Genomic DNA, 23,382 nt, shown 5'->3' with positions numbered 1-23,382 from the left:
TTTTTAGTGCGGAAGACAATCTATCGACAGCCACTACACTCCATGTAGAAAAGCTATTTAAGCATATAGAAAAAAATTCTATAAAAAATATTTTAAATAATAATAAACAATTGTAATTAGAAGTAACCCGTTCCCCACTCACGTGGGGATTTTAGTTTCTACCAATCCTTTATCTGCATCATAAACAAACTGCTCATCATTACCCAATAACCACAACTGTTTATACTCTAATCCATGGTAGCGCTCGTTTAAGGCAGCTACTTGTGAAGTATATTGATCAGGAACATCTGCCAGTTTTTTTGCCATACTTTCACCCATTTTAATCACGCTTAGTTCAAGCGAGAACGGTCTTGGCGCGGCATAGAATTCAATTCTTTCTGAGTCTTGATTTAGCTTACATATCACCACCTCTGATGTGGGCATTTCTTGGAACCTTGTATTGGCGTCACTATTGGCAACGGATTCGCTGGCAAACCACCGCGTTTGGCTTTTTTCGCAATAGCCCTTATCCCACTCGATCAGCATGTCCTTAGCAGTGCTTTGTTTGCGTTTTTGTTGGCTGTCATCGGCTTTACTGTCGGCAAGTAGTGCCTCTGGTATTTGCTGCTGGGCATCTTTGGCATAGACCGATTCGATCAATAACCGTGCATCTTTTGGCAGATCAAGACAGCCTTGCTGCTGTAAGATTCGCATCGTCAGCCACAGTTGACCGACATGCCGATACACATATTGGCTTTTATCAAACAGATCGCTATACCATGCTGCTGACGGATCATCGCTAAATATCGGCGCTAGTATCTTTAAGGTAGGCGTGTCTCGCGGCACAAGGCTATCAGATAGCCGTCCTTCTAACCGCTGACCCGCTTGATCACGCTGATGTCGATGTAGCCTGCCTGCCCGCTGGATCAGATAATCAATAGGACACAAATCGCTTACCATCACATCGCTATCAGCATCGAGAGATTCTTGAAACACTTGGGTGGCAATGAGTATCTTGCCAGCACGGATATCTGGCGTACTGTGTTTGCCAAACCAGTGTAATACTTGCGTCTCAATGCGGTTGCGATCGGCAAGCGCAAAGCGGCTATGAAACAGTACTATATTTTGGCTGTCCATTCCTGCTGCAAGCAGATCATCATAGGCGTCAATGGCGTCAGCCACGGTATTTCTGACCCACACCGCGCATTTATTGTCCTGTGCCGCCTGCAGCAAATAATCCACGACCGTCTCAGTGGTGTGCATAAAATCAACTGCCAATTTGCGCGCCACCCGCTCAGGACTATCAATCACGCTTTCGCGGACAGGCATTACACCAATGTCAGGTATGGCTATCACTTGTGTGGCAAGCGGGAATTGCTCGCTTTGGGTTACGTGTTGATCAACGTCCATTTGATAATGAGTGGTATATTGATCCAGCCACAGCTTAGCCAGCGCTTCGCGCTTATCAAGACTGAGCGTTGCGGTTAATAAAATCGCGTGCCCGCCTTGATGTAAGTGTACTTGCAATAGCGACTTTAGTAGCTCAAACATATAGCTGTCCGCGCTATGCACTTCATCGAAAATCAACACTTTGTGGTGTAGCCCAAATAAGCGTAGCGGTTGGTGTTTTTTGGGTAGGGCTGCTAGTAGTGCTTGATCAATCGTACCTACGCCGATGCTGGCAAGTAGCGCGCGCTTATTACTGCTAGCAAACCAAGCATGACACTGACTGCTGATCTCGTCACCGATTATTGCTGTCTTAGCTGTATTGACATAGTCTGCACTGGCATTTTGCAGCAATTTCTGAAAAGTTGCGTTCATGTTTTTGCTACCATGCGCAAGGACCAGTGACGGTACACTGCCCTGAGCGTTTGCATCATATAGTGTGGGCATGAACCGCTCGATACGTTCAAACATGGCATTAGAGGTCGCGGTAGTTGGCAGTCCAAAATAAAAGCCATCTGCTGCACCCTTTGCCATCAAGCGATGCGCAAGACAAAGCGCTGCTTCTGTCTTGCCAGATCCTGTGATGTCTTCTAACACAAACAGCTGCGGGCTATCAGGCAGCGGTACAGACTCTGCCCACGCTTGCAACGGCGATGGCGCAAAGCCAAAGCTGTCTTGGATGCTATTAAAAGGCGCTGGCGGCGTAATATTTACCAGTCCTTTGTCATAAATACAGCGACCAGCACGCTCAAGCGCCATAAGCCAATAGTCACTAAGTGGCATCACTTTATTTTCATAACAAAAGTACTCGCTGTCAGAGCCAAGCCAATCTGCCAGCATGGTCACACCAGACACCTGCCAGCTGATGTGCTTAACGCGCGTTTGCCAGTCGGTATCAGCCAACAAGTCAATTGGCATATCGACATGAAACAATGATTTTAAATCAGTGATCCACTCATTAGCCGCTTGTAGATTATTTGGTGTGATTTCATTTTGATACTTCACACCAACCGCTGACAAATCCTTAAAGTTGACTGGCTTATCCTCAGGTTGAATAGGCACACCATGATGCCCCAACACGCAATTAAATAAGATAGACAACCCAGTCTTGATACGCCGCTTCTGGTCTTTATCTGCTGTGCAAAGACGATTATTAGCAAAGGCATTTTGATAAAAACACCATCCAAGCGCGTCGTGCCGTTTGGTATAAGGATAAGTTTGCCGATCAACCGAGATCAAAAAGTCATCGTTTGCTTGATACAAACCCTGAAACGAGGCGGCAAACTTACCCAAATCATGCAATCCAATCAAAAAACACAATAGATCACGCAGCTTAGCCTTATCAATTTCTAAGTAGCTTGATAAATCACTCATAATGGGCGCATCATCATGCAGTAAGTGATACGCAATTGCTGCCACATCTAAGCTGTGATAAACCAACAAATGATAAGGAATAGTAGATAATTCAAGATTGGGCTGGGCTTTACCCCAGTAGCGGTAATAAGCAGAAATGTTAGACATAGCAAGACTCTATGGCAATATGATCAGCTATAGATTATAGCAAACAAAAGACAGCTGTATTTTGGGATTACGAGAATCTATACTCCTGCTTTCGATACTTAACTACCAAGTATTTTAATATATATTACTATTCATATTTGAACGAATAAATGCTAATATAGAACTTTGTCATTTAAATATGAGTGATTATTATCATATGCGATTTGATTTTTATACGCCAAGTGAGATTGCCGTTATTTTAGGTCAACGCTTAAAGACGCAGCGGTTATCATTGAATCTCACCCAAGCGGCTTTAGCAGAAAGGTCTGGGATTGGTATCAGTACTGTGGCTCGCATTGAATCAGGTCAAGGCGGTACACTAGACAATATAATCAGGCTTGCTATAGCACTTGGTATGGTCAATCATTTTGCCGAGTTGTTTGACATCAAACCTAGCAGTATTGAAGACATTATCGCTAAACAAAACCCACGCCTGCGAGCATCAAATAAAGCTAGCGAGTAACGCTATGTACCAACCAATATCTGTTATTAATGCCTACTATAAAGGCTTTGGATCTAAGCGTCTTATCGGTCAGCTCACAATGGACGGACGCCGTCCTGTATTTGGCTATGATGCTGCGTGGCTGGCTGATGGACTGGAACTATCACCAGTTGAAATGCCCTTACGATCAGCACCTTATTATGGTGCTCATGCATCAAGCCATTACCTATGCGGATTATTATCAGACAGCTTACCTGATGGTTGGGGCATGCTGCTTATGGATAGATTTTTTCGTAAGATTATGGACAAACCTGCAGGGCAAATCAATGTTTTGGATCGTTTAGCTTATATTGGTGACTCTGCCATGGGGGCGCTTAGCTTTGAGCCTGAGCATGACTTATCTGACACTATTGATACAGGTGAGCTGACTTTAGCCAAACTGGCGGCTGCCAACCAATCGATTTTATCAGGTCAAGACAGTGATATATTAACCGAGCTTATCGTCATCGGTGGCTCACCGCAAGGCGCAAGGCCAAAAGCACTTGTCCTATATGATGAAGCAACCGAGTTTATTGCTATGGACTTAACAAGCGAACAGCCATCCACAACGCCGTGGCTGATTAAGTTCCCTGCCCAATCTGAGCATAAAAGCGTTTGTCTATTAGAGTCACTTTATGCTGATATGGCTAAGCAAGCAGGCCTAAACATGCCTGCGCACCATTATTTTGATATCGGTGAACAACATGCTGCTTTTGGGGTTGAGCGTTTTGACCGCATGGGCAATCAACGCGTTCATACTCATACGCTGGCAGGGTTATTAGACATTGATTTTCGGATTCCCTCATTAGATTACCTGCAGTACTTGCGCTGTGTGCGTATGTTGACAGGATCACAAGCCGCGGTAGAAGACGGTTTTAGACATGCGGTATTTAATGTGATTTTTAATAATAAAGACGACCATAGCAAAAACTTCTCTTTTATGATGGACAAGGCTGGCAGGTGGTCATTAGCGCCCGTTTATGATTTGGCTTATAATTCAGGAATGAATGGTTATCATCAAATGGATGTGGCAGGTGAAGCGAAGCACCCTACTCGATCTGACTTACTGAAACTGGCTAAAGCAGCTGATATTAAGCAAAACAAAGCTCAAGCAATGATTGATCAAGTAGCATCAGTTGCTGAAGATTTTTTGACTGTTATTAGAGACCATGACATCGAAAACGAATTATCAAATCAGGTCATTCGTGACATAAAAGCCAATATTAATCGGATGGTAAGTTGATAGCGTTATGTAAGTTGTTAAATTTGTTGTTAAAAATAATGGTGGTGTTCTAAAAAGTATGCTGGCAATAAAAGTCCATCAGAAACCTATGCTAAGTTCTCTGTTTCTATAGCGCTTTCAAGGCTTCAAAAATGGTTCAAATTTCAATCAGCATACTTTTTGATACACCACCTAATTATACCGCTACGCTTATTAAGATTTAAAAACTTGCATGGTCTGTATAGACGTAAACTCTTTGAGACCCGCTTCTCCAAACTCAATACCAAACCCAGAGTCTTTAACACCACCGAACGGGGCATCGGGTTGAACCATGGCATGATTATTGATCCATACAGTACCGCAGTCTAAACGTGAACCGATACGCTGTGCTTTTTCGATGTCTGTTGACCACACTGAACCGCCAAGTCCAACAGATAAGCGGTTGGCACTGACAATCGCTTCTTCGACATCGCTAAACTTAATAATCGGAAGAATCGGTCCAAACTGTTCTTCATCAACCAATCTTGCGCCATCATTGATATGATTCACCAACGTTATGGGATAAAAATAACCAGTCTCGTCTACCACTTCCCCGCCACATAAAAAGTTAGCACCGCGCTCTTTGGCATCTTGAACGAGTGCTTTGACGATGTCTAGCTGCTTCTCATTTTGTAGTGGTCCAAAGTCGGTGTCTTCATCAAGCCCATTACCCGTCTTCATGCTTTTGGCAATCGTGGTCAAGGCGGCACACAACTCATCATGTACTGATTCATGCACATACAGTCGCTTTAGGGCGGCACACGTTTGACCATTATTGATAAAAGAGGTGGCAAAAATCTTACCTACAATAGCTTCAATATCAGCGTCGGCCAGTACGATACCAGCGTCATTGCCCCCTAACTCAAGTGTCAAACGTTTTAAAGTCACAGCCGCGCTTTTCATGATGGCTTTGCCCGTTGGGGTGGAGCCTGTAAATACAATTTTGGCAATGTCCACATGCTCAGACATCGCCGCACCGATATTCCCTTCACCAGTGACGATATTTAATACCCCTGCTGGCAAAATATTATTAGCAATTTCACCGAAGTATAATACCGTCAACGGCGTCATCTCAGATGGTTTCATAACCACCGTATTGCCGGTTAATAGCGCAGGAATGATATGCCAGATACTGATCAACAATGGGTAGTTCCATGGCGTTATGGAGCCTACCACGCCAAGTGGTTTGCGATGCAATTCTATGCGAGCCGAGTCATTGTCTTGAATGATTTCTGGTTCCAACGCCATGCTGGCGGTCGCACGTATCCAAGCCAATGTCCCACCAAGCTCAAAGCCTGCCCCCAAATCGGCAAAGCCTTTTAGTGGTTTGCCTTGCTCTTTGGTCAGCATCGTCATCAACGCCTCACTGTCGGCTTCGATGGCATCAGCAAGCTGCATTAGGTAATCACGGCGCTCTGCATATGTGAGCGCTGACCAACTAGGAAAGGCGGCTTTGGCGGCGGCGACTGCCGTATTTAACTGTTCAACACTGGCTTTTGGACAGCGTGCCACCACTGATTTGTCGGCTGGATTAATCACATCGAAATAATCATTCGTTGAAACTTGTTTACCGTCGATAATTAGATTAAATTTTTTCATGGTGTTAACTCTTATTCTTGTGAATATTATTTATAGGGCTGACTAGAAACACTCAGGCTAAGCCATAGCGTCAAATCATCTAAAAATAAGCGCTCTGCTTATATCATTAGCCTTAATGCAACCTTAGTGCAACCATATTATTGCTGCACTAAGGTTGTACTATTGACGCAGTAAGGCATGTCCCTATTTTAGAGCGGTTTATTTGCTTTCATCTTTGCCTTGATTAAGTGCCAATGACGGGGTTTCATCAAAGAAATTCCAAGGTTTGAGCAGTACATTCACCCATTCAGTTGGCATAATAGGCCACTCTTCAGCGCGCGCTATATGGGTAGTGCCCGTCGTTAACCATACCACCAGATCCTTATTATGAATTTTTTCATCATCTGCAATAAAGGCTCCTAACCCTGTGTCTTTATCAGAACGGTTGGGATAGGTACCTTCTGGATATAACTCATCTGGCTTGTATTGTGTTACCCAAATTTGTTTGTCCATAAAGCTCAGACGATTGAACAACCACTCATCATCCGCAAAATTCGCGCCTTTGGCAATCGGATGCGTACCACCTGCAAACGGAATCATTTGATAAGACACGGGGTTGCCCATACGGTTTTCTTTACTGGCATTACTGATTAAACGTACAGAAGAAGGATCAAAGTTTTCTTTCGCTGTCGTTTCTGTCAGCACGGTCGTCTCACGCGTCTCCATCGTGCTGGTACGCGGGCCGCCGCGCGTATTTTTCGTGACTATAGGCTCTATATGTTTGATGTTATTGGTCTCGCCATCAATATCCATGTCCAAGCGAAAGTTGTAGATATGCTGGTGCGTGGTACCAACGATGTTATGGTCAATCAAAGTGCCATAGCGCGTGTCTTCTTTGGCACTTGGGTCATGCATGGTTTTTGCCATAACCCCTTTGACCGCTTCAATGCCTGTCGCGCCCGCATCAATACCAATAGTACCGTTTGGCTGTAGTACCCAGTCAAAGATATAATCATAGTTACCGATGGTGCTGATCCAGCGCACCACCAGTTCTCGGCGCTCGGTACTGACGTTTTTTTGTCCCATTTCTTGGTGCTTAAATTCAGGGCCTGCATAGCGCTCAAATATGGCAATGGCGTTCGGAATGGTATAAGGATTGCCTTCATAGTCTGCAAGCACCGCATCAAGTAGCACTGCGTTTTCTGGGGCATCGACATTTTTCTCTAATGGCGAGGTCAAGGTACCCATGCCGTACTCGCCCGCATCGAGGTACGATTTAAAGTACCAGCCCACATCAGGGTCACCGTAGGGCACGACCATACCGCCTAAGTTACCTTGATACATGATTTTACGGTCAACGCCTTTGTCGTTAAAGGTCATGGTACTCAGCTGCAAACCAGTACGGCTATCAAGACCGATATGAAACTTCCAGTTATTCCATTCAACGTTTCGACCTGTGATGGTGTAGTTTTTGCCTTCTGGCTCGATGATATTCAAAGGCTTATTGTTGACAATGTCTCTGTCGCGACCATCGATGGGACGCGGGGTCATCGGTACGGGAATGACGCTATCTTCTTCTATTTTAATTACTTTTTTCGTATCTAGATCAATCACTGCCACCAAGTTCTCGATGGGATGTGCCCAGTAATTGCCATCTCCGACATCTAGGTAAGAGACGATTTTGAGGATGCGCTGCTGCTTATCTGCTAGTCCGTCTTTACCACCAAAGTAACCGACGGTCAGCGGTGTGCCCACCACTTTTGTCACATCATCAATGCCGTGTTTTTTTAAGGCGACTTTGTATTCTGGGCTGGTTTGAATAATCTCTTGTACGGCGATAAAGTCATCTATGAGCACCATACCGAACGTATCTTCAAGCGTTTTCCAACTCGTAAGCGCCTTTTTATCTAAGTTCACCTCACCCTCAATGGCGGTAGTACCCTTCAAAAGGGTAAAAGTAGCCACACGATCACCGCTAAACGGCTTGTCCGCCAGTACACTTTTCCAGACAGCGTCTTTGTCAGGCTGCTTTAGGCGAATATCGGCAAACCTTAAGTTTTTCTCTGTTGGTTTTGACTGACGGATAATCGCGGTCACTTGCTTAATCTCATCACTGTTCAAGCTATTAAGTGGATGCGGCGTGCGCTCGACTTTAAAGGTTTGGTCTAAATTTGATTGCAGTATTTCATTGGCCAAGGTGTCAGGTACTAAGGCTTGACCGTTTTTCATGACCAGCGGATTGGTGATGGTTAGAGGTTTTCCATTGACCATGGCAGTCGAGCTACTCGGTTTGATTTTTACCCGTGTCGCGTCCTTGGTGATGGTATACATACCGGCATAGCTGTCATAGGTGACTTCTGCATCCGCTGTTGACATGGCTTCCTCAAGCGGAACCATATGCACCTCTCCACCATGCGCTAGTGCCTGACCACTATAAATAAAAGCCAAGCTGGCGACTAACGCCGTGAATGCCGACTTGAATGCGGTACGCTGACGAGGTTGTTTACTGATTGTCGCGTTGATTTTTTGCTGATGGCTAGCGTGTCTCATAAATAACTTCCTTGTTATCGTGGATGAATGTAGATTTTACTTTTTGTCATAGCCGCTATTTGTCATAGCCGCTATTCGTAACTGATGGCCTGTATTGTTAACATTCTGATTTGATATGGTGTTGAGCCGTAAAGTTCTTATGTGTTAGCCGCTCGTCCGTGTCCATGGTTAACGGCTGTACTTCTTCTAAAGAGTGTAAAGATCGGTTGGCAAGGTCGATATATTGCTGCGTACCATGCGCTTTCCAAGCCAACTCCTTTTCTTCAAGTGCTCTGATCACTTTTGCAGGGCTGCCCAATGCCATGACGTTTGGCGGAATGACCATCTTCGCTTTGACGGTACTATTCGCCCCAATAATGCTATTTTCACCCACTTCTGCGAGGTCTAAAATGACACTGTTCATGCCGACAAGTGCATTTTTTCGCACGATACAGCCATGTAGAATGGCGGCATGCCCAATATGACCGTACGCTTCGACCACCACGACATGATTGGGGAAACCATGAATGATGCAGCTGTCTTGGATATTGGCGTTTTTTTGAATACGAATACCACCAAAGTCTGCCCGTAATGACGCGAGTGGACCGACATACACGCCAGCCTCAATGACAACATCGCCAATAATCACGGCAGTTGGATGCACATAAGCATCTGGGCTGATCACGGGGACTACTCCGTCGATGGCATAGCAAGGCATCATCGTCTCCTTATCAAGACATAGCAAACAACGTATAACATCGTCATTCGTTTAGGTTTCTTTTACTCAAGTTTCTTTTACTCAGCTTTCTGCAGCAAACTTTAAGCCGCCGAAGCGTTTATAAAACTGGGGCAGTGCTGGTGGCATGGTGCCCTCTGCTGTGCGCGCAATGTTCAGAAAAAACGCCTCAGACGCGCTTACAATCGTTTGGTACACATTACTGGTCAAGTTACGCGCGGTCAGTGCCAGCCAATCTGAGGGCAATAGCTCTAGCGGTAAGTTTGGGTCTTTTAACAAAATACGGCGGTACTGGTGAATCAGTAAAATGCGAATTTGAAACGCTTGCAATGCATCAAAATCATCATCTTCGATAAGACTTAAAATATTACGAAAGTCGTTAATGAATTTATCATAGCGTTGGTGCAGCTGCTCGATGGGCCAGTTCACCTCAACCATACGCTTGAGTGTCGGATGTGACTCTTGCCATAAGGGCAAGGCCTCGGCGCGAAACACCACCACTTGCTCCGTCATCTTGAGATTAAATAGCAAGTTTTGTAGCTGCTGTTGGTCGCAGCTGGGATAGGCCATAAGATTGGTGGAAATATTAGCAAACCCGAGCCACTCCAATTCTTTTTTGAGCAAGGTTTTGTTGCCAAGCTCAACCGAGCTTAATAACACCAGATCCCATTTGTGATCCCACTCGCTCTGATGTAAGCCATAAATCTTTTTATGAGCGGTCGCAAAGCGTTCACGGCTGACATCGGTAATGCGGTAGTAACTGGTACGTCCGATTTTTTCGGAGCTTAACCAGTCATTTTGTCCCAAGCGAAACACCGCTGTACGCACGGAGCGTTCATTAAAGCCGAACGCATCCATGAGTTGAATCAGGCTGGCTAAACTAATCACCCCGCCTCGTTGAAAGATACAATCCCCAAAGATGGACATAATTAACGAGGTGCCGCTCAAGACATCTTCACAAATAAGCTCATCGATACATTGTTTTAGTTTCGCGTTCATGTCGTTTATTCATTATTTAAAAAGCACGCGATAATACCCAAGAGACTATCGCGCTGGGTTAATTACATTAAGCAGGAACAGCGACATCACGCAGGTCAACAACACGTTGAGCCTTACCCTCAGAACGAGGTAACATGCCTTGTGGTAAGACATCTACCTGTACGCTGATACCCACCATCGTTTTTATTTTTTGTTTCAGTTTATTGGCCAATTGCACCACTTCAAGATCATTGATATCACGACGTGACTCAACGTGGATACGTAGAGTGTCTAAGTGGCCGTGCTTGATGATATGAATTTGGTAGTTTGGCAGTAATTTTGATATTTGTAAAATCTGCTCTTCGATCTGCGAGGGGAACACATTAACGCCGCGAATGATCATCATGTCATCGCTACGACCAACAATTTTTTCCATGCGGCGCATGGTGCGTGCAGAGCCAGGTAATAAGCGGGTCAAATCTCGTGTACGGTAGCGAATGATGGGCATACCCTCTTTGGTAATGGTGGTAAACACGAGTTCGCCAAGCTCACCGTCTGGTAGTACTTCCCCAGTCTGAGGGTTGATGATTTCTGGGTAAAAGTGGTCTTCCCAAATGGTGGCGCCGTCTTTAGATTCTAAGCATTCCATAGCGACACCTGGGCCCATGACTTCTGACAGGCCGTAGATATCTAACGCATCAATACCTAAGCGCGCTTCGATCTCTTGGCGCATGGCATTCGTCCACGGTTCCGCGCCAAAAATACCCGTTTTAACTGAACAGTCTTTGGCAGTGCCAAATTTTTTCTCTAACGCTTCAATAATGTTTAGGCAGTACGAGGGGGTCACCATTAAAGCGGTTGGTTTAAAGTCTTGGATGAGCTGGGCTTGGCGCTCCGTTTGGCCACCTGACATAGGGATGACCGTTGCCCCCAAGCGTTCAACACCATAGTGAGCACCCAATCCGCCAGTGAACAAGCCATAACCGTAGGATACTTGAATGGTGTCTTTGCTGGACAGGCCAGCGGCACGCAGTGAGCGCGCGACGACATCTGACCACGTCATGATATCTTGCTTGGTATAACCAACCACGGTAGGTTGGCCCGTCGTCCCTGATGAGGCATGCACACGGATGATCTGTTCTTGGGGGACGCTAAACATCCCAAACGGATAGTTGGCGCGCAAATCTGACTTGGTGGTAAATGGGAATTTGGCCAAATCTTCCAAGGATTGGCAGTCCTCTGGGTGAACGCCAATTTGGTCAAATTTCTTTTTGTAGACAGGACTGTTGTCGTAAGCGTGTTTGAGGGTTGCTTTCAAACGCTGCAACTGTACGCTACGTAATTCGTCTACCGACGCGGTTTCGATGTGTTCCATGACATTATGATTCATATAAGACTCCTTGTCGTAGTCATCCTGACTACATTTCCAATTAAAAATTCCGTTAACGCTTCGCTCAGATGCTTTCTATCACCATTGCCACGCCTTGACCCACGCCCACACACATGGTGCATAACGCATACTTGCCGTTACGACGTTTTAACGCTTTCATCGCGGTGATGACCAGACGTGTCCCACTCATGCCGAGCGGATGACCGAGCGCAATGGCACCACCATTTGGGTTGATACGGGCGTCATCATCGGCAAGACCCAATTCGCGAATCACGGCAAGCGACTGCGCGGCAAAGGCTTCGTTCAGCTCGATAACGTCCATCTGCTCTAATGTGAGCCCCGTTTGCTCAAGCACCTTAAGTACCGCAGGCACAGGGCCGATACCCATATAGCGTGGCTCGACACCCGCACTCGCCATACCCACAATACGCGCTTGCGGCGTTAAATCATGTGCTTGACCAAAGTCCTCACTACCCATCAGTACGCAAGCAGCGCCGTCATTGACGCCTGATGCGTTACCCGCCGTCACTGAGCCGCCTTCTTTACGAAAGGGCGTTCTCAAACCAGCGAGGGCTGCCAAGCTGGTATCTGCGCGTGGGTGCTCGTCTTGCGCCACCATCACGCTGCCTTTTTTGGTTTTGACTTCAACGGGTAAGATCTCTTCAGTGAAGATACCTGACTGCTGGGCAGCGGCGGTTTTTTGTTGGCTGCGTAGCGCGAATAGATCTTGGTCTTCGCGGCTGACTTGGTATTTGTCCGCCACGTTTTCGGCTGTTTCTGGCATGCTGTCCACACCATGCGCGGCTTTCATTAATGGATTAATAAAGCGCCAACCGATGGCGGTATCAAAGATTTCTGGGGCGCGGTGAAAGGCGCTAGTCGGCTTTGACTGGACGTAGGGCGCGCGGCTCATGCTCTCGACACCACCAGCCAAGACAAACTCGGCCTCACCCGTTTTGACCAAGCGTGAGGCAATACCAATCGCGTCCATACCAGAGGCACAAAGACGGTTAACGGTGATGGCGGGCACGCTATCAGGTAAGCCTGCCAGTAACGTTGCCATACGCGCGACGTTACGGTTGTCCTCGCCAGCTTGGTTGGCACAGCCAATCACGACCTCATCGACGGTATCCCATGGCAAGTTTGGGTGCTCAGCTTTTAGATGTTGAATGGGCAAAGCGGCCAAATCATCCGTACGCACACTGCTTAGACTACCCGCATAGCGCCCGATTGGAGTGCGAATGGCGGCATAAATATAGACTTGTTGCATGATAATTTCCCTTTATAATAAACCAATTAAGCGTAAGCGCTTGCTGCGCGATAGGTGGCGGCTTTTCTGACCAGATACAGACTGGCGCGATAACGCTCTTCCCCATAAAGACGCTGTAAATTATTGAGCGTGCTCAGCACGGTGTCGTAGCCAAGCAGCGCTGCCCATTCAAATGGCCCTTTGGGATAATTCACACCGTATTTCATGGCCGCGTCGATGTCTGATTCAGAGGCGATGTCATGTAACACCGCTTCACAGCCTTCATTGATGAGCATGGCAATGGTACGTAACACATAAAGACCAGGATGATCGGCAGACCAAATAACACTTACGCCAAGGCGGGCAAAAGCTTGAGCCACTAGCGCGCGCTCGTTATCGTCACAGGCCATCGCAGCCGCCAATACGACCGCGCGGGCTTGTGACCAGTCGGCCTGCCAGTCCATCAGCATGACTTTGGCATCAGCGTAATCAGCCTCCACCGATTCACCCAGTGATAAACGGATGCTGATATCACCGATTTCGATACTGCTTTGCTCTGCCTCTTCAAGGGTCACCGTAAGGCCATCCGCAGCTTGTAAGCGCTCAACCAAACCTCTTGCGTAAGCCCAATCACCGCGTACGATAATAGTGGGCAGCGCTTTATCGTTCATATCATCATTTACGTCGACGCTTGGCAACGTATAAACTGGGGCTTTTGGCGTTTGGCTATAATCATAGAACCCTTGACCAGATTTACGACCGAAACACCCTGCATCGACCAATTCTTGTTGCACCAATGAGGGACGGTAACGCGGCTCATAAAAGAACGCTTGATAGACGCTTTGGGTCACTGAAAAGTTGATATCTTGACCGATTAAGTCAGTCAGCTCACATGGCCCCATGGCAAAACCACCGACTTCGCGCATGATAAAGTCAAGCTGCGCGGGTGTGGTCGCGTTTTCTTGCAAGGCGCGAAAGCCTTCGGCATAGTATGGACGCGCCACGCGGTTGACGATAAAACCTGGGGTAGATTTGGCGGTGACGGGTACTTTTTTCCAAGCACGCATCAAGTCAAACAAGCTATCTGTAATCTCAGGCGCTGTTCGTAACCCGCGCACAATCTCCACAAGCTTCATCACTGGGGCGGGGTTAAAAAAGTGTAAGCCCACCACGCGCTCAGGGTTAGGTACTGCGGCGGCAATCGCGGTGATCGATATGGACGACGTGTTGGAGGCAAAAATCGTATCATTGGCGCAAATAGCCGCTAATTGGACAAAGAGCTGCTGCTTGATGTCTTGACGCTCAACAATCGCCTCAACGACCATCTGCACGGCTGCCAACTCATTGATATCGGTAACAATCGATAGATTCGCTAGGGTGCTATCGAGTAGCGTTTGCGTCATCTTGCCTTTTTCTACCCGTTTGGCAAGTAAGCTTTCTAGGCCTGCCAAGGCGGCTTGGCTTTTGGCAGCATCCACGTCAAACAGATAGGTCGTGTGACCGTGCATGGCGGCCAGCTGGGCGATGCCAATGCCCATCGTGCCTGCCCCAATAACGGCAATGGCGGCTGTTGATAAATCCCTCGTTTCCATAATTAACGTCCTTGGTAAGTTGGGGTGCGTTTTTGCATAAAAGCTTGGACGCCTTCTTTATAGTCAGCTGAGCGGCCAGCAAGGCGCTGCAAGTCCCGCTCTAAGAGAAGCTGATCTTCTAAGCTGTTGTCCGCAGATACATTGATGGCTTTTTTAATCAGGCTTAGGCCATAAGTCGGTTGGCTGGCCAAGTGTTCAGCCAAGGTAATAACTTCACTACGCAGCGCGTCATCCTCGACCACTTGCCAAATCATGCCCCACGCCAGCGCTTGTTCCGCCGACAGCTTATCGCCTAGCATGGCTAAACCCATCGCACGGGCGCGTCCGACAACGCGAGGTAAAAACCATGTGCCGCCTGAATCGGGTACCAGCCCAAGACGGCAAAATGCTTGGATAAATGAGGCGGATTTGGCCGCCAATACCAAGTCACAGGCTAAGACGATGTTCGCACCCGCACCCGCTGCCACGCCATTGACCGCACAGATAACAGGCTTTGGCATAGTCGTAATCAGTTTAATCAGAGGGTTGTAATAAGTTTCGATGGATAGCCCCAAGTCTGGCGAGTCCGCATTCGGGTCAACCACGCGATCGCCCAAATCTTGACCGGCGCAAAAACCGCGACCTTCAGCCGAGAGCACCACAGCACGAATGCTGCTGTCCTTTGACCACGCTTTGAGCACGCTGGACACTTCTTTATGCATGACTTCGTTAAAGCTGTTCAGCTGCTTTGGGCGGTTTAAGGTCAGATAGCCGACCGCGTTTTTTTCTTCGACGAGAATCGTTTGATAGTCCATTACACACCTCTAAAACTGGGTTGACGTTTTTCCAAAAAGGCACGGATGCCTTCTTCGCGATCTTGAGTGGCAGCCAGCCAAACAAACAGCTGGCGCTCTTGTTTGAGGCCTTGGCTTAGGCTCACTTCATGAATGCTTTTGAGTGACTGCTTGATGGCGCGAATGGCCAAAGGGGCTTGCTTGGCGATCTTGGCTGCCAGATCAATGGTGTACTGTACGGTAAGCTCAGTTGGGCAGATTTGGGTGGTGATACCATGCTGCTTTGCGCTTGATGCATTGATGCGCTCGCCTGTCATCGCCCAACGCATGGCAAGCTGCTGACCGACTAGGCGGGCAAGACGCTGTGTCCCCCCTGCTCCTGGTAGCATGCCTAAGCCAATCTCAGGCAACGCAAATTGGGCGTTTTCACCCGTGACCAAGATGTCACCATGCAACACCAACTCAAAACCCGCGCCGAGGGCATAGCCATTGACCGCCATTAATAGCGGCTTGCTAAACTCATCAATGCGCTTCCATAAGGTTGGACGGATATCGGTTTGCAAGCTGACGGTATCGAGCTCGATAAGCTCGTTAAGATCAGCGCCCGCAGCGAAGCATTGAGTATTGCCAGTAATGACAACCGCCTTTATATTGGCATCAGCGTCATAGGCTTTCAGCTGCGTAGCAATCTCTTGCAACGTGGCGTTGTTTAAGGCGTTGCGTTTTTCTGGGCGATTGAGCTCAATCAGTGCAACGCCTGCTTTTGGGCTGGAGGTTTTAATGTAATTCATCCCTGAATCCTAATAAAAACAATGAAATAGAGGGTTTTTCTAAACCCTACTGTGGATATACAAACGACAGACAGTCTGCTGGCGTCTTGCGATCACGCATCAAAGCTTAAGCGTACGTTGGGTGAGACGGGTAAGGATTGGCAGCTGAGCACGTAGCCTTGATCCAACTCGTCTTGCTCAAGGCTATAGTTGACCGCCATGTCGACCTCACCGTCTATTACCTTACATTTACAAGTAGCACACACTCCGCCTTTACAGGCATAGGGTAAATCAGCACCTGCATTTAATGCCGCCTCTAAGATGCTGTCATCTTGTTTTGACACTTCAATGATCAGCTCACGACCGTCCAAAATGATGTTGACGCGCTCTTCGCTACGTTTTTCGATTTGCTGGGCGGTTGGTTTGTTGACCGTCCCCGTGTGGAAACGCTCGGTATGGATGTTCTTGCGATCGATACCAAGCTTTGGCAAGACTGTCTCAACGGCTTCCATCATCTCCTCTGGGCCACAGGCAAAGCAGTGATCTACATCAGCGCTGATTAATTGCGCGTCAAACAGCTGTTGTAATTTGTTCGCATCGATACGACCATTAAAGAGGTCGCTCTCGCTCAGTTCACGTGAGAAAATATTGACCAGTTGTAGGCGCGTTCTGAAACGGTCTTTAAGATCCATGATTTGCTCAGAAAACATGGTTTGTTGCCATGAGCGATTGCCGTATACCAAGGTAAAATTGGCCTCTGGCTGGGTGCTTAACACCGTTTTGACGATGGATAAAATGGGAGTGATACCACTACCCGCCGCAAAGCTTAAATAGTTTTGACCACCAGCTTTCGCAGCTTTTTGAAATAACACGCCTTGGGGCGGCATGACTTCTAGGGTCTGTCCTACTTCGAGATGCTCGTTCGCCCACGTAGAGAACTGACCTTGGTCAATCTTTTTGATGGCGATGCTCATGTCTTCTTGCACATCACTACAGATGGAATAGCAACGACGGATTTCGCCATTGTCAGTCATATGACGGATGGTCAAATGCTGACCCGGTTGGTACTCAAAGGTTTCCGCAATTTCTGGCGTGACGTCAAAGGCAATGCAAATCGCTTGCTCTGTCTGTGGCTGGATAGCTTTGATGGTGAGTGGTAAAAATTGACTCATGCGAAACTCCTTTTTGCATGTGGCTTAGCGTGCATATTGCTTAACATACTAATTAATTGGTGAGCTGACCGTAGGTGCCATCTTGCGACTGCCCTTATCTCAGATACATTAGATGCATTTAAAATAATCAAACGGCTCAAGGCAGTCGAGGCACTTATACAAGGCCTTGCACGCTGTCGACCCAAATTCGCTAATGATTTCGGTTCGTTTACTGCGACAATGGGGACAAGTTACCCCGCCGGTGAGTGGCATATGGCTACCACAGCTGTGCGCATCCCCTTGCGGCGGTGCAATGCCATAGTCTTGCAGCTTTTGCTTCCCAGCCTCACTCATCCAGTCGGTCGTCCACGCTTCAGACAAGTCAACCACTACCTTAACAGGGGTAAGCCCGCGCTCGGTAAACGTGCTTTTAATCTCGTCTTTTAGCATATCGGTTGCTGGGCAGCCACTATAGGTGGGGGTTAGACGCACCACGATTTCGTTATCGGCGTTGATGTCAACGCCTCGAATCATGCCTAAGTCAAGCACGGTCAGAACGGGTACTTCTGGATCATGAACCTGACTCAGGGCTTGCCAGCAGGCATCGGTGGCTTGTGGAATTAACTGCATACGTTGACTCCCTGTCTTGTATGTTGATTACCAATTCATATTGGGGTAAGTGCGCTGCATGTACTGCATTTCTGCCAAGATATAACCCAAGTGCTCGGTATGCGCGCCTTGCTTGGCACCGCGGCGGTATGCGCCATTGTCAGGTAAGGTTAAGTCCAAACGTGCCAATTCGCTTTCAACCTGCGCTGACCATTCAGCCTTTAAAGTATCTAGCTTTGGCAAGACCCCACTATCCACCAAGGCTTGTTCGTCAGCGGTCAGCTCAAACAATTCAGCGGTAAAGCGCCATAGATTGTCCAGCGCTTGTTGCGTTTTGTGGTGTGCCTCATCGGTACCGAGGCTTAAGCGCTCCATCCACGCATTAGAGAAACGTAAGTGATATTTTGCTTCTTTTAATGATTTCACACCAAAAGCGGCGATATCTGCATGGCTGCTTTGGCTTAACGCGTCCAGTAGCAGGATATGGTAATGATCCATCAGCCACTGACGTACCATCGTTTGGGCAAAATCCACATTGGGCTGCTCACACAGCAATAGGTTGCGATATTCTCGTTCGGTACGGAAAAACGCCAGCTTGTCTTCATCGCGGCCTAAGTCTTCGATTTGGCCTGCCAGACTCAGCACCGTGCGTGCTTGACCCAATAAGTCCAAACCAATATTTGATAAGGCAATATCCAACTCAAGCTCTGGGGCGTGTCCGCACCACTCCGACAAGCGGTGCGAGAGAATCAGCTGGCTATCACCAACGTGAAGTAAAAACTGTGTTAATGCTTGGTTATTCATCGACTGTCTCCTCCCTTAAATATGTTCAAAACCGTCTGGAATGTCATAAAAGGTAGGATGACGATATACCTTGTCGAGTGATGGCTCAAAAAACTCTGCTTTTTCCTCGGGTTGCGATGAGGTAATCAGCTCTGATTTCACCACCCAAATGCTTATCCCTTCGTTACGACGGGTGTAGACATCACGCGCGTTTTGTAGGGCGATTTCGTCATCTGGCGCGCGCAAGCTGCCAACATGACGATGACTTAACCCTTGTTTACTGCGGATAAACACTTCATAAAGTGACCAGTTATTTTTGCTTTCCATAGCGAATATTCCTTCCTTTAAACCAATATTAAGTCAGTTAAGCGACCTTTTGAGTGGTGGCTTGTTGTTTTTGTTTCTGCGCGTAAACGGCTGCAGAGTCACGAACCCACTTGCCCTCTTCCCACGCTTTACGGCGGGCTTCGATACGCTCATGGTTACAAGGGCCTTTACCCGCGATCACGGCAAAGAATTCATCCCAGTTGATTTCACCGAACTCATAGTTGCCCGTTTCTTCGTTAAACGTTAAGTCTTTATCAGGAACGGTCAGACCAAGCTCCAATACCTGTGGCACGGTGTTGTTCACAAACTTTTGGCGCAGCTCATCGTTACTAAAAAGCTTAATTTTCCACTTCATGCTCGCCGCACTGTTGGGTGAATTGTCGTCATTGGGACCGAACATCATTAGCGCAGGCCACCAGAAGCGGTCAACGGCATCTTGTGCCAGTGCTTTTTGTTCGGGTGTGCCATTTGCTAAGGCCATCATGGCTTCAAAACCTTGACGCTGGTGGAAGCTTTCTTCTTTACAGATACGCACCATTGCGCGTGCGTAGGGACCATATGAGGTGCGGCACAGTGCCACTTGGTTTACGATGGCCGCGCCGTCAACCAACCAGCCGATAGCAGCGATGTCCGCCCACGTTAAGGTTGGGTAGTTAAAGATTGAGGAGTATTTCATCTTACCGGCAATCAGCTTGTCCATCATATCGTCACGATCTGCGCCTAGGGTTTCAGCGGCGCTATATAGATAGAGTCCATGACCTGCTTCATCTTGAACTTTCGCTAACAACACGGCTTTACGTTTAAGTGTTGGTGCACGCGTAATCCAGTTACCCTCAGGCAACATACCAACGACTTCTGAATGCCCATGCTGCCCGATCTGGCGAATGAGCGTTTTACGATACGCCTCTGGCATCCAATCCTTTGGCTCAATTGAAATGTCCTTTTCAACCTTGCTATCAAACAATGCTACTTTCGTGGCTACTTGTGTATTCATATGACACCTCGTCCTTAAAGAATGTTCGTTCTATATAATATAAAGCGATACCTATTTAAAATCAAATATTATTTTAGTGTATCACTTTATTTATTAGGCGAATTTATATCTAAGTTATTGTTTTTTATAATTATTTGAGATAAATTATTTTAAATAAATTCTCATATTCTATAGACACGCTTGACTTTTTAGCGATTTAACGACAAATTATGATATGTTTTATCGTTGAATTTTAACTAAAATGTATCGTAAAGGGAGTTACTACATGTCAGACATCAAAACGTTAAGCTCACTCGTGCTCGGCAAAGCCTATATTGCCCAAAGCGACTTTCGCACCGTGCACCACGCCATCACTGGCGAACCCATTTATCAAGTCAGTAGCGCGGGTATCGACACCAAAGCCGTGGTTGATTACGCCAAAACACATGGCGCCGCGCTTGCCAACTGGACATTCCACGAGCGCGCCAATGCCTTAAAAGGGGTCGCACAATACCTGATGGAGCGTAAAGAAGATTTTTATGCCTTAGCCACGGCAACGGGTGCGACGCGTAAAGACGCTTGGGTCGATATTGAAGGGGGTTTTGGTACGTTATTTTCCTACTCAAGCCTTGTGCGCCGTGAGCTTAGCGATGAGACGGTCTTGATTGAAGACGCTTGGATTCCGCTGTCCAAACAGGGTACGTTTGGCGCGAAGCACATCCTAAGCCCAAAGTTGGGCGTGGCGGTGCATATTGATGCGTTTAACTTCCCTATCTGGGGGATGTTAGAGAAAATCGCCCCAACGCTATTGGCTGGTGTGCCGTGTATTGTCAAGCCAGCCACCGAAGGCGCTGAGCTGACGCATGCTGTGGTTGCCGCCATTCATGAAAGCGGCCTATTGCCAGAGGGCGCATTGCAGCTGATATGTGGTCAGACCTATGACTTGTTTGATCATCTAAATGCCCAAGACACCATCACCTTTACTGGCTCTGCGGTAACAGGGCAAAAACTGCGCGCCCATCCTCACTTAAATGCGCATTCGATTCCGTTCACTATGGAAGCCGACTCAGTCAATAGTGCTGTGTTAAGCCCAGACGCGAATGATGAAACGATCGATTTGTTTGTCCGTGAAGTGTTCCGCGAAGTGACGAGCAAAGCGGGGCAAAAATGTACGGCTATTCGTCGCGCCTTTGTCCCTGCCGCCTTGCTAGAAACCGCGCAAGCCCGCCTGATTAAAAAACTTCAAAAAGTCGTGGTGGGCGACCCCACTCGTGAAGACGTGACCATGGGCGCGTTGGCGAGCGTGAAGCAAAAACACGACGTCGCTGAAAAAGTGACCGAGCTAAGCCAAGAAGCCGACGTGGTCTTTGGCAGTCACTTACGCGACGACTTTACCCTACAGGTAGAGGACGCAGAAAAATCCGCCTGTTACCCGCCAACAGTGTTGGTCTGTCATCAGCCAACACAGGCTAAAAACATCCATCGCATCGAAGCCTTTGGCCCCGTGGTCACCCTCATGCCCTATAGCAACCTCGATGAACTCGGCGCGCTTGTCGCCCGTGGTGAAGGCAGTTTGGTGGCCTCTATCGTGCGCAATACCGACGAAAACATCGAAGCCTTATTGAAAAAAATTGCCCCTTGGCATGGCCGTATCCATATCCTAGATAGCGAAAGCGCTCGTGAAAGTACGGGTCACGGCTCACCGCTGCCCTTACTGATACATGGCGGCCCAGGTCGTGCAGGCGGCGGCGAAGAATTGGGTGGTCTACGCGCCGTCAAACACTACATGCAGCGTACCGCCCTGCAAGGCTCCCCCAACGCCATCACCCAAGTCAGTCACAGCTGGACAGCGGGTGCGGACGTGTTCGAAGACCGCGTGCACCCATTTAAAAAATCATTCGATGAGCTACGTATTGGTGAGCGTCTATTGACCGCACGGCGCACGGTGACTGAGGCAGACATCGTCAACTTTGCCTGCTTGAGTGGTGACCATTTCTACGCGCATATGGACAAAATCGCGGCGGCGGATTCGTTCTTTGGTGAGCGTGTGGCCCACGGTTACTTCATCGTATCAGCGGCCGCTGGCTTGTTTGTGGACGCAGCAGCAGGTCCTGTTATCGCAAACTACGGTATGGATAACCTACGCTTCGTTGAGCCTGTCAAGATTGGGGACACCATTCACGTGGAATTAACGTGTAAGCAAAAAACGCCAAAAGCGCAGCGCGACCCCGAGCAAAAACCACATGGTGTGGTGGTATGGGACATCAAAGTCAAGAACCAACGTGACGAATTAATCGCAACCTATGACATCTTGACCTTAGTTGAGCGTCAGGCTTGATATCTGTGCGGATATGCAAAAAGGAGTCGTTATGACTCCTTTTTTTTCGACTAAAGTAAGATTTTTTGATAAAACATGTTGACGTTAGATTGTAGAATGGCTAGATTATAGTTCAATTGATACATAATTATATAATTTAATATATAAAAAGTATCATTAATAGGCATCATATGCAGGTGCCACATCATGCTTGGCTAGGATAGCCATGCCATCGTTCCTAGGACAGTGGGTTTCTAGGACAACATACAGACAAGGAGTCACAAATGACCACCACCACCACGATGGCTGAAAACGCCTCGCTTGCTGTTCATAAAGATAAAAAAGTCCTCACTGCCACCTTGGTTGGCACGGCGATTGAATGGTATGATTTTTTTATCTATGCACAAGCGGCAAGTCTTGTATTTGCGCCCCTATTTTTCGCTGAAATCAGCAAATCCAACCCCATGCTGGCGCAAATCATCGCGTTTGCGACCATTGGTATCTCATTTCTCTTTCGCCCCTTAGGTGCCATCGTATATGGTCGTTTGGGTGACAAATACGGTCGCAAGATGGTATTGGTATCAACCCTGATTTTGATGGGTGCGTCAACGACCTTGATCGGCTTCTTGCCGACGTATGCGCAGATTGGGGTCTTAGCGCCCTTGGCGTTGGTGTTTTTACGTATTATCCAAGGCTTCTCTGCAGGGGGCGAATGGGGCGGTGCGGCATTGTTATCGGTCGAGCATGCGCCTATCAACAAACGCTCACTGTTTGGGTCTTACCCGCAGATTGGTGTACCCATCGGCATGATTTTAGCGACTGGTGTGCTACTGCTCTTAAATTTGATCTTGGGTAAAGAAGCCTACCTTGAGTGGGGCTGGCGCATTCCGTTTATCTTAT

At 47.6% G+C, this 23,382-nt stretch carries 19 protein-coding genes; 4 read left to right on the top strand and 15 right to left on the bottom strand.

Annotated elements, in window-relative coordinates:
* Positions 1-138: 138 nt before the first annotated feature.
* Positions 139-2,946 carry a CRISPR-associated helicase Cas3' gene (gene cas3 / locus ACFI32_RS02120; RefSeq protein ID WP_462624851.1) on the bottom strand — a complete coding sequence of 936 codons (2,808 nt, stop codon included), beginning with the start codon at positions 2,944-2,946 and terminating at the stop codon, positions 139-141.
* Between the two features lie 196 nt (positions 2,947-3,142).
* Between cas3 and ACFI32_RS02115 the strand changes: the two genes are divergently transcribed.
* Together ACFI32_RS02115 and ACFI32_RS02110 are read left to right on the top strand one after the other, a co-directional pair.
* Positions 3,143-3,448 (top strand): helix-turn-helix domain-containing protein, encoded by a 306-nt coding sequence (locus ACFI32_RS02115; RefSeq protein ID WP_462624850.1) that lies wholly within the window; start codon positions 3,143-3,145, stop codon positions 3,446-3,448.
* Between the two features lie 4 nt (positions 3,449-3,452).
* Positions 3,453-4,709, top strand: a complete 1,257-nt coding sequence (locus ACFI32_RS02110; RefSeq protein ID WP_462624849.1) for a type II toxin-antitoxin system HipA family toxin — start codon at positions 3,453-3,455, stop codon at positions 4,707-4,709.
* A gap of 192 nt (positions 4,710-4,901) precedes the next feature.
* Here ACFI32_RS02110 and ACFI32_RS02105 read toward each other — a convergent pair whose 3' ends face one another.
* The 14 genes from ACFI32_RS02105 to paaA form a co-directional block, all read right to left on the bottom strand.
* A complete protein-coding gene (locus ACFI32_RS02105; RefSeq protein WP_462624848.1) occupies positions 4,902-6,326 on the bottom strand; it encodes an aldehyde dehydrogenase family protein in 1,425 nt (474 codons plus the stop codon).
* A 198-nt stretch (positions 6,327-6,524) separates the two neighbouring features.
* Positions 6,525-8,855: a primary-amine oxidase gene (gene tynA, locus ACFI32_RS02100; protein ID WP_462624847.1), complete on the bottom strand. Its 2,331-nt coding sequence runs from the start codon at positions 8,853-8,855 to the stop codon at positions 6,525-6,527.
* A gap of 97 nt (positions 8,856-8,952) precedes the next feature.
* Positions 8,953-9,552, bottom strand: a complete 600-nt coding sequence (locus tag ACFI32_RS02095; RefSeq protein WP_462624992.1) for a gamma carbonic anhydrase family protein — start codon at positions 9,550-9,552, stop codon at positions 8,953-8,955.
* An 81-nt stretch (positions 9,553-9,633) separates the two neighbouring features.
* The gene (locus ACFI32_RS02090; protein WP_462624846.1) at positions 9,634-10,569 is read right to left on the bottom strand and encodes a PaaX family transcriptional regulator; all 936 of its coding nucleotides are present in this window, start codon (positions 10,567-10,569) and stop codon (positions 9,634-9,636) included.
* A gap of 67 nt (positions 10,570-10,636) precedes the next feature.
* Positions 10,637-11,938 carry a phenylacetate--CoA ligase PaaK gene (paaK, locus tag ACFI32_RS02085; RefSeq protein WP_462624845.1) on the bottom strand — a complete coding sequence of 434 codons (1,302 nt, stop codon included), beginning with the start codon at positions 11,936-11,938 and terminating at the stop codon, positions 10,637-10,639.
* A 64-nt stretch (positions 11,939-12,002) separates the two neighbouring features.
* Complete coding sequence (gene pcaF / locus ACFI32_RS02080; RefSeq protein ID WP_462624844.1) at positions 12,003-13,208, bottom strand: 3-oxoadipyl-CoA thiolase; 1,206 nt, start codon at positions 13,206-13,208, stop codon at positions 12,003-12,005.
* 26 nt (positions 13,209-13,234) lie between these two features.
* Positions 13,235-14,779: a 3-hydroxyacyl-CoA dehydrogenase gene (locus tag ACFI32_RS02075; protein WP_462624843.1), complete on the bottom strand. Its 1,545-nt coding sequence runs from the start codon at positions 14,777-14,779 to the stop codon at positions 13,235-13,237.
* Positions 14,780-14,781: 2 nt separating this feature from the next.
* Complete coding sequence (gene paaG / locus ACFI32_RS02070; protein WP_462624842.1) at positions 14,782-15,573, bottom strand: 2-(1,2-epoxy-1,2-dihydrophenyl)acetyl-CoA isomerase PaaG; 792 nt, start codon at positions 15,571-15,573, stop codon at positions 14,782-14,784.
* On the bottom strand, positions 15,573-16,343 hold the full coding sequence (locus ACFI32_RS02065; RefSeq protein WP_462624841.1) for an enoyl-CoA hydratase-related protein: 771 nt from the start codon (positions 16,341-16,343) through the stop codon (positions 15,573-15,575). The genes paaG and ACFI32_RS02065 overlap by 1 nt, the downstream gene beginning before the upstream one ends.
* A 92-nt stretch (positions 16,344-16,435) precedes the next feature.
* On the bottom strand, positions 16,436-17,494 hold the full coding sequence (paaE, locus tag ACFI32_RS02060) for a 1,2-phenylacetyl-CoA epoxidase subunit PaaE (RefSeq protein WP_462624840.1): 1,059 nt from the start codon (positions 17,492-17,494) through the stop codon (positions 16,436-16,438).
* A 108-nt stretch (positions 17,495-17,602) separates the two neighbouring features.
* The gene (gene paaD / locus ACFI32_RS02055; RefSeq protein WP_462624839.1) at positions 17,603-18,103 is read right to left on the bottom strand and encodes a 1,2-phenylacetyl-CoA epoxidase subunit PaaD; all 501 of its coding nucleotides are present in this window, start codon (positions 18,101-18,103) and stop codon (positions 17,603-17,605) included.
* 27 nt (positions 18,104-18,130) lie between these two features.
* Positions 18,131-18,886, bottom strand: a complete 756-nt coding sequence (gene paaC, locus ACFI32_RS02050; protein ID WP_462624838.1) for a 1,2-phenylacetyl-CoA epoxidase subunit PaaC — start codon at positions 18,884-18,886, stop codon at positions 18,131-18,133.
* 15 nt (positions 18,887-18,901) lie between these two features.
* The gene (paaB, locus tag ACFI32_RS02045) at positions 18,902-19,192 is read right to left on the bottom strand and encodes a 1,2-phenylacetyl-CoA epoxidase subunit PaaB (protein ID WP_201606631.1); all 291 of its coding nucleotides are present in this window, start codon (positions 19,190-19,192) and stop codon (positions 18,902-18,904) included.
* Positions 19,193-19,229: 37 nt separating this feature from the next.
* Positions 19,230-20,186, bottom strand: a complete 957-nt coding sequence (gene paaA / locus ACFI32_RS02040) for a 1,2-phenylacetyl-CoA epoxidase subunit PaaA (RefSeq protein ID WP_201606632.1) — start codon at positions 20,184-20,186, stop codon at positions 19,230-19,232.
* Between the two features lie 265 nt (positions 20,187-20,451).
* On the opposite strand from paaA, the gene paaZ reads away from it, so the two are divergent.
* Positions 20,452-22,503 (top strand): phenylacetic acid degradation bifunctional protein PaaZ, encoded by a 2,052-nt coding sequence (gene paaZ, locus ACFI32_RS02035; RefSeq protein ID WP_462624837.1) that lies wholly within the window; start codon positions 20,452-20,454, stop codon positions 22,501-22,503.
* A gap of 263 nt (positions 22,504-22,766) precedes the next feature.
* Positions 22,767-23,382, top strand: a 616-nt coding sequence (locus tag ACFI32_RS02030) for an MFS transporter (protein ID WP_462624836.1), incomplete at its 3' end; no start/stop codon positions are given.

The sequence above is a fragment of the Psychrobacter sp. PSi21 genome (genome assembly GCF_054960615.1).
This window is presented reverse-complemented; position numbering and strand designations above follow the sequence as displayed.

Coding starts and splice junctions, on each gene's coding strand:
- cas3 (WP_462624851.1), bottom strand. CDS start 2,946: ATGTCTAACATTTCTGCTTATTACCGCTACTGGGGTAAAGCCCAGCCC.
- ACFI32_RS02115 (WP_462624850.1), top strand. CDS start 3,143: ATGCGATTTGATTTTTATACGCCAAGTGAGATTGCCGTTATTTTAGGT.
- ACFI32_RS02110 (WP_462624849.1), top strand. CDS start 3,453: ATGTACCAACCAATATCTGTTATTAATGCCTACTATAAAGGCTTTGGA.
- ACFI32_RS02105 (WP_462624848.1), bottom strand. CDS start 6,326: ATGAAAAAATTTAATCTAATTATCGACGGTAAACAAGTTTCAACGAAT.
- tynA (WP_462624847.1), bottom strand. CDS start 8,855: ATGAGACACGCTAGCCATCAGCAAAAAATCAACGCGACAATCAGTAAA.
- ACFI32_RS02095 (WP_462624992.1), bottom strand. CDS start 9,552: ATGCCTTGCTATGCCATCGACGGAGTAGTCCCCGTGATCAGCCCAGAT.
- ACFI32_RS02090 (WP_462624846.1), bottom strand. CDS start 10,569: ATGAACGCGAAACTAAAACAATGTATCGATGAGCTTATTTGTGAAGAT.
- paaK (WP_462624845.1), bottom strand. CDS start 11,938: ATGAATCATAATGTCATGGAACACATCGAAACCGCGTCGGTAGACGAA.
- pcaF (WP_462624844.1), bottom strand. CDS start 13,208: ATGCAACAAGTCTATATTTATGCCGCCATTCGCACTCCAATCGGGCGC.
- ACFI32_RS02075 (WP_462624843.1), bottom strand. CDS start 14,779: ATGGAAACGAGGGATTTATCAACAGCCGCCATTGCCGTTATTGGGGCA.
- paaG (WP_462624842.1), bottom strand. CDS start 15,573: ATGGACTATCAAACGATTCTCGTCGAAGAAAAAAACGCGGTCGGCTAT.
- ACFI32_RS02065 (WP_462624841.1), bottom strand. CDS start 16,343: ATGAATTACATTAAAACCTCCAGCCCAAAAGCAGGCGTTGCACTGATT.
- paaE (WP_462624840.1), bottom strand. CDS start 17,494: ATGAGTCAATTTTTACCACTCACCATCAAAGCTATCCAGCCACAGACA.
- paaD (WP_462624839.1), bottom strand. CDS start 18,103: ATGCAGTTAATTCCACAAGCCACCGATGCCTGCTGGCAAGCCCTGAGT.
- paaC (WP_462624838.1), bottom strand. CDS start 18,886: ATGAATAACCAAGCATTAACACAGTTTTTACTTCACGTTGGTGATAGC.
- paaB (WP_201606631.1), bottom strand. CDS start 19,192: ATGGAAAGCAAAAATAACTGGTCACTTTATGAAGTGTTTATCCGCAGT.
- paaA (WP_201606632.1), bottom strand. CDS start 20,186: ATGAATACACAAGTAGCCACGAAAGTAGCATTGTTTGATAGCAAGGTT.
- paaZ (WP_462624837.1), top strand. CDS start 20,452: ATGTCAGACATCAAAACGTTAAGCTCACTCGTGCTCGGCAAAGCCTAT.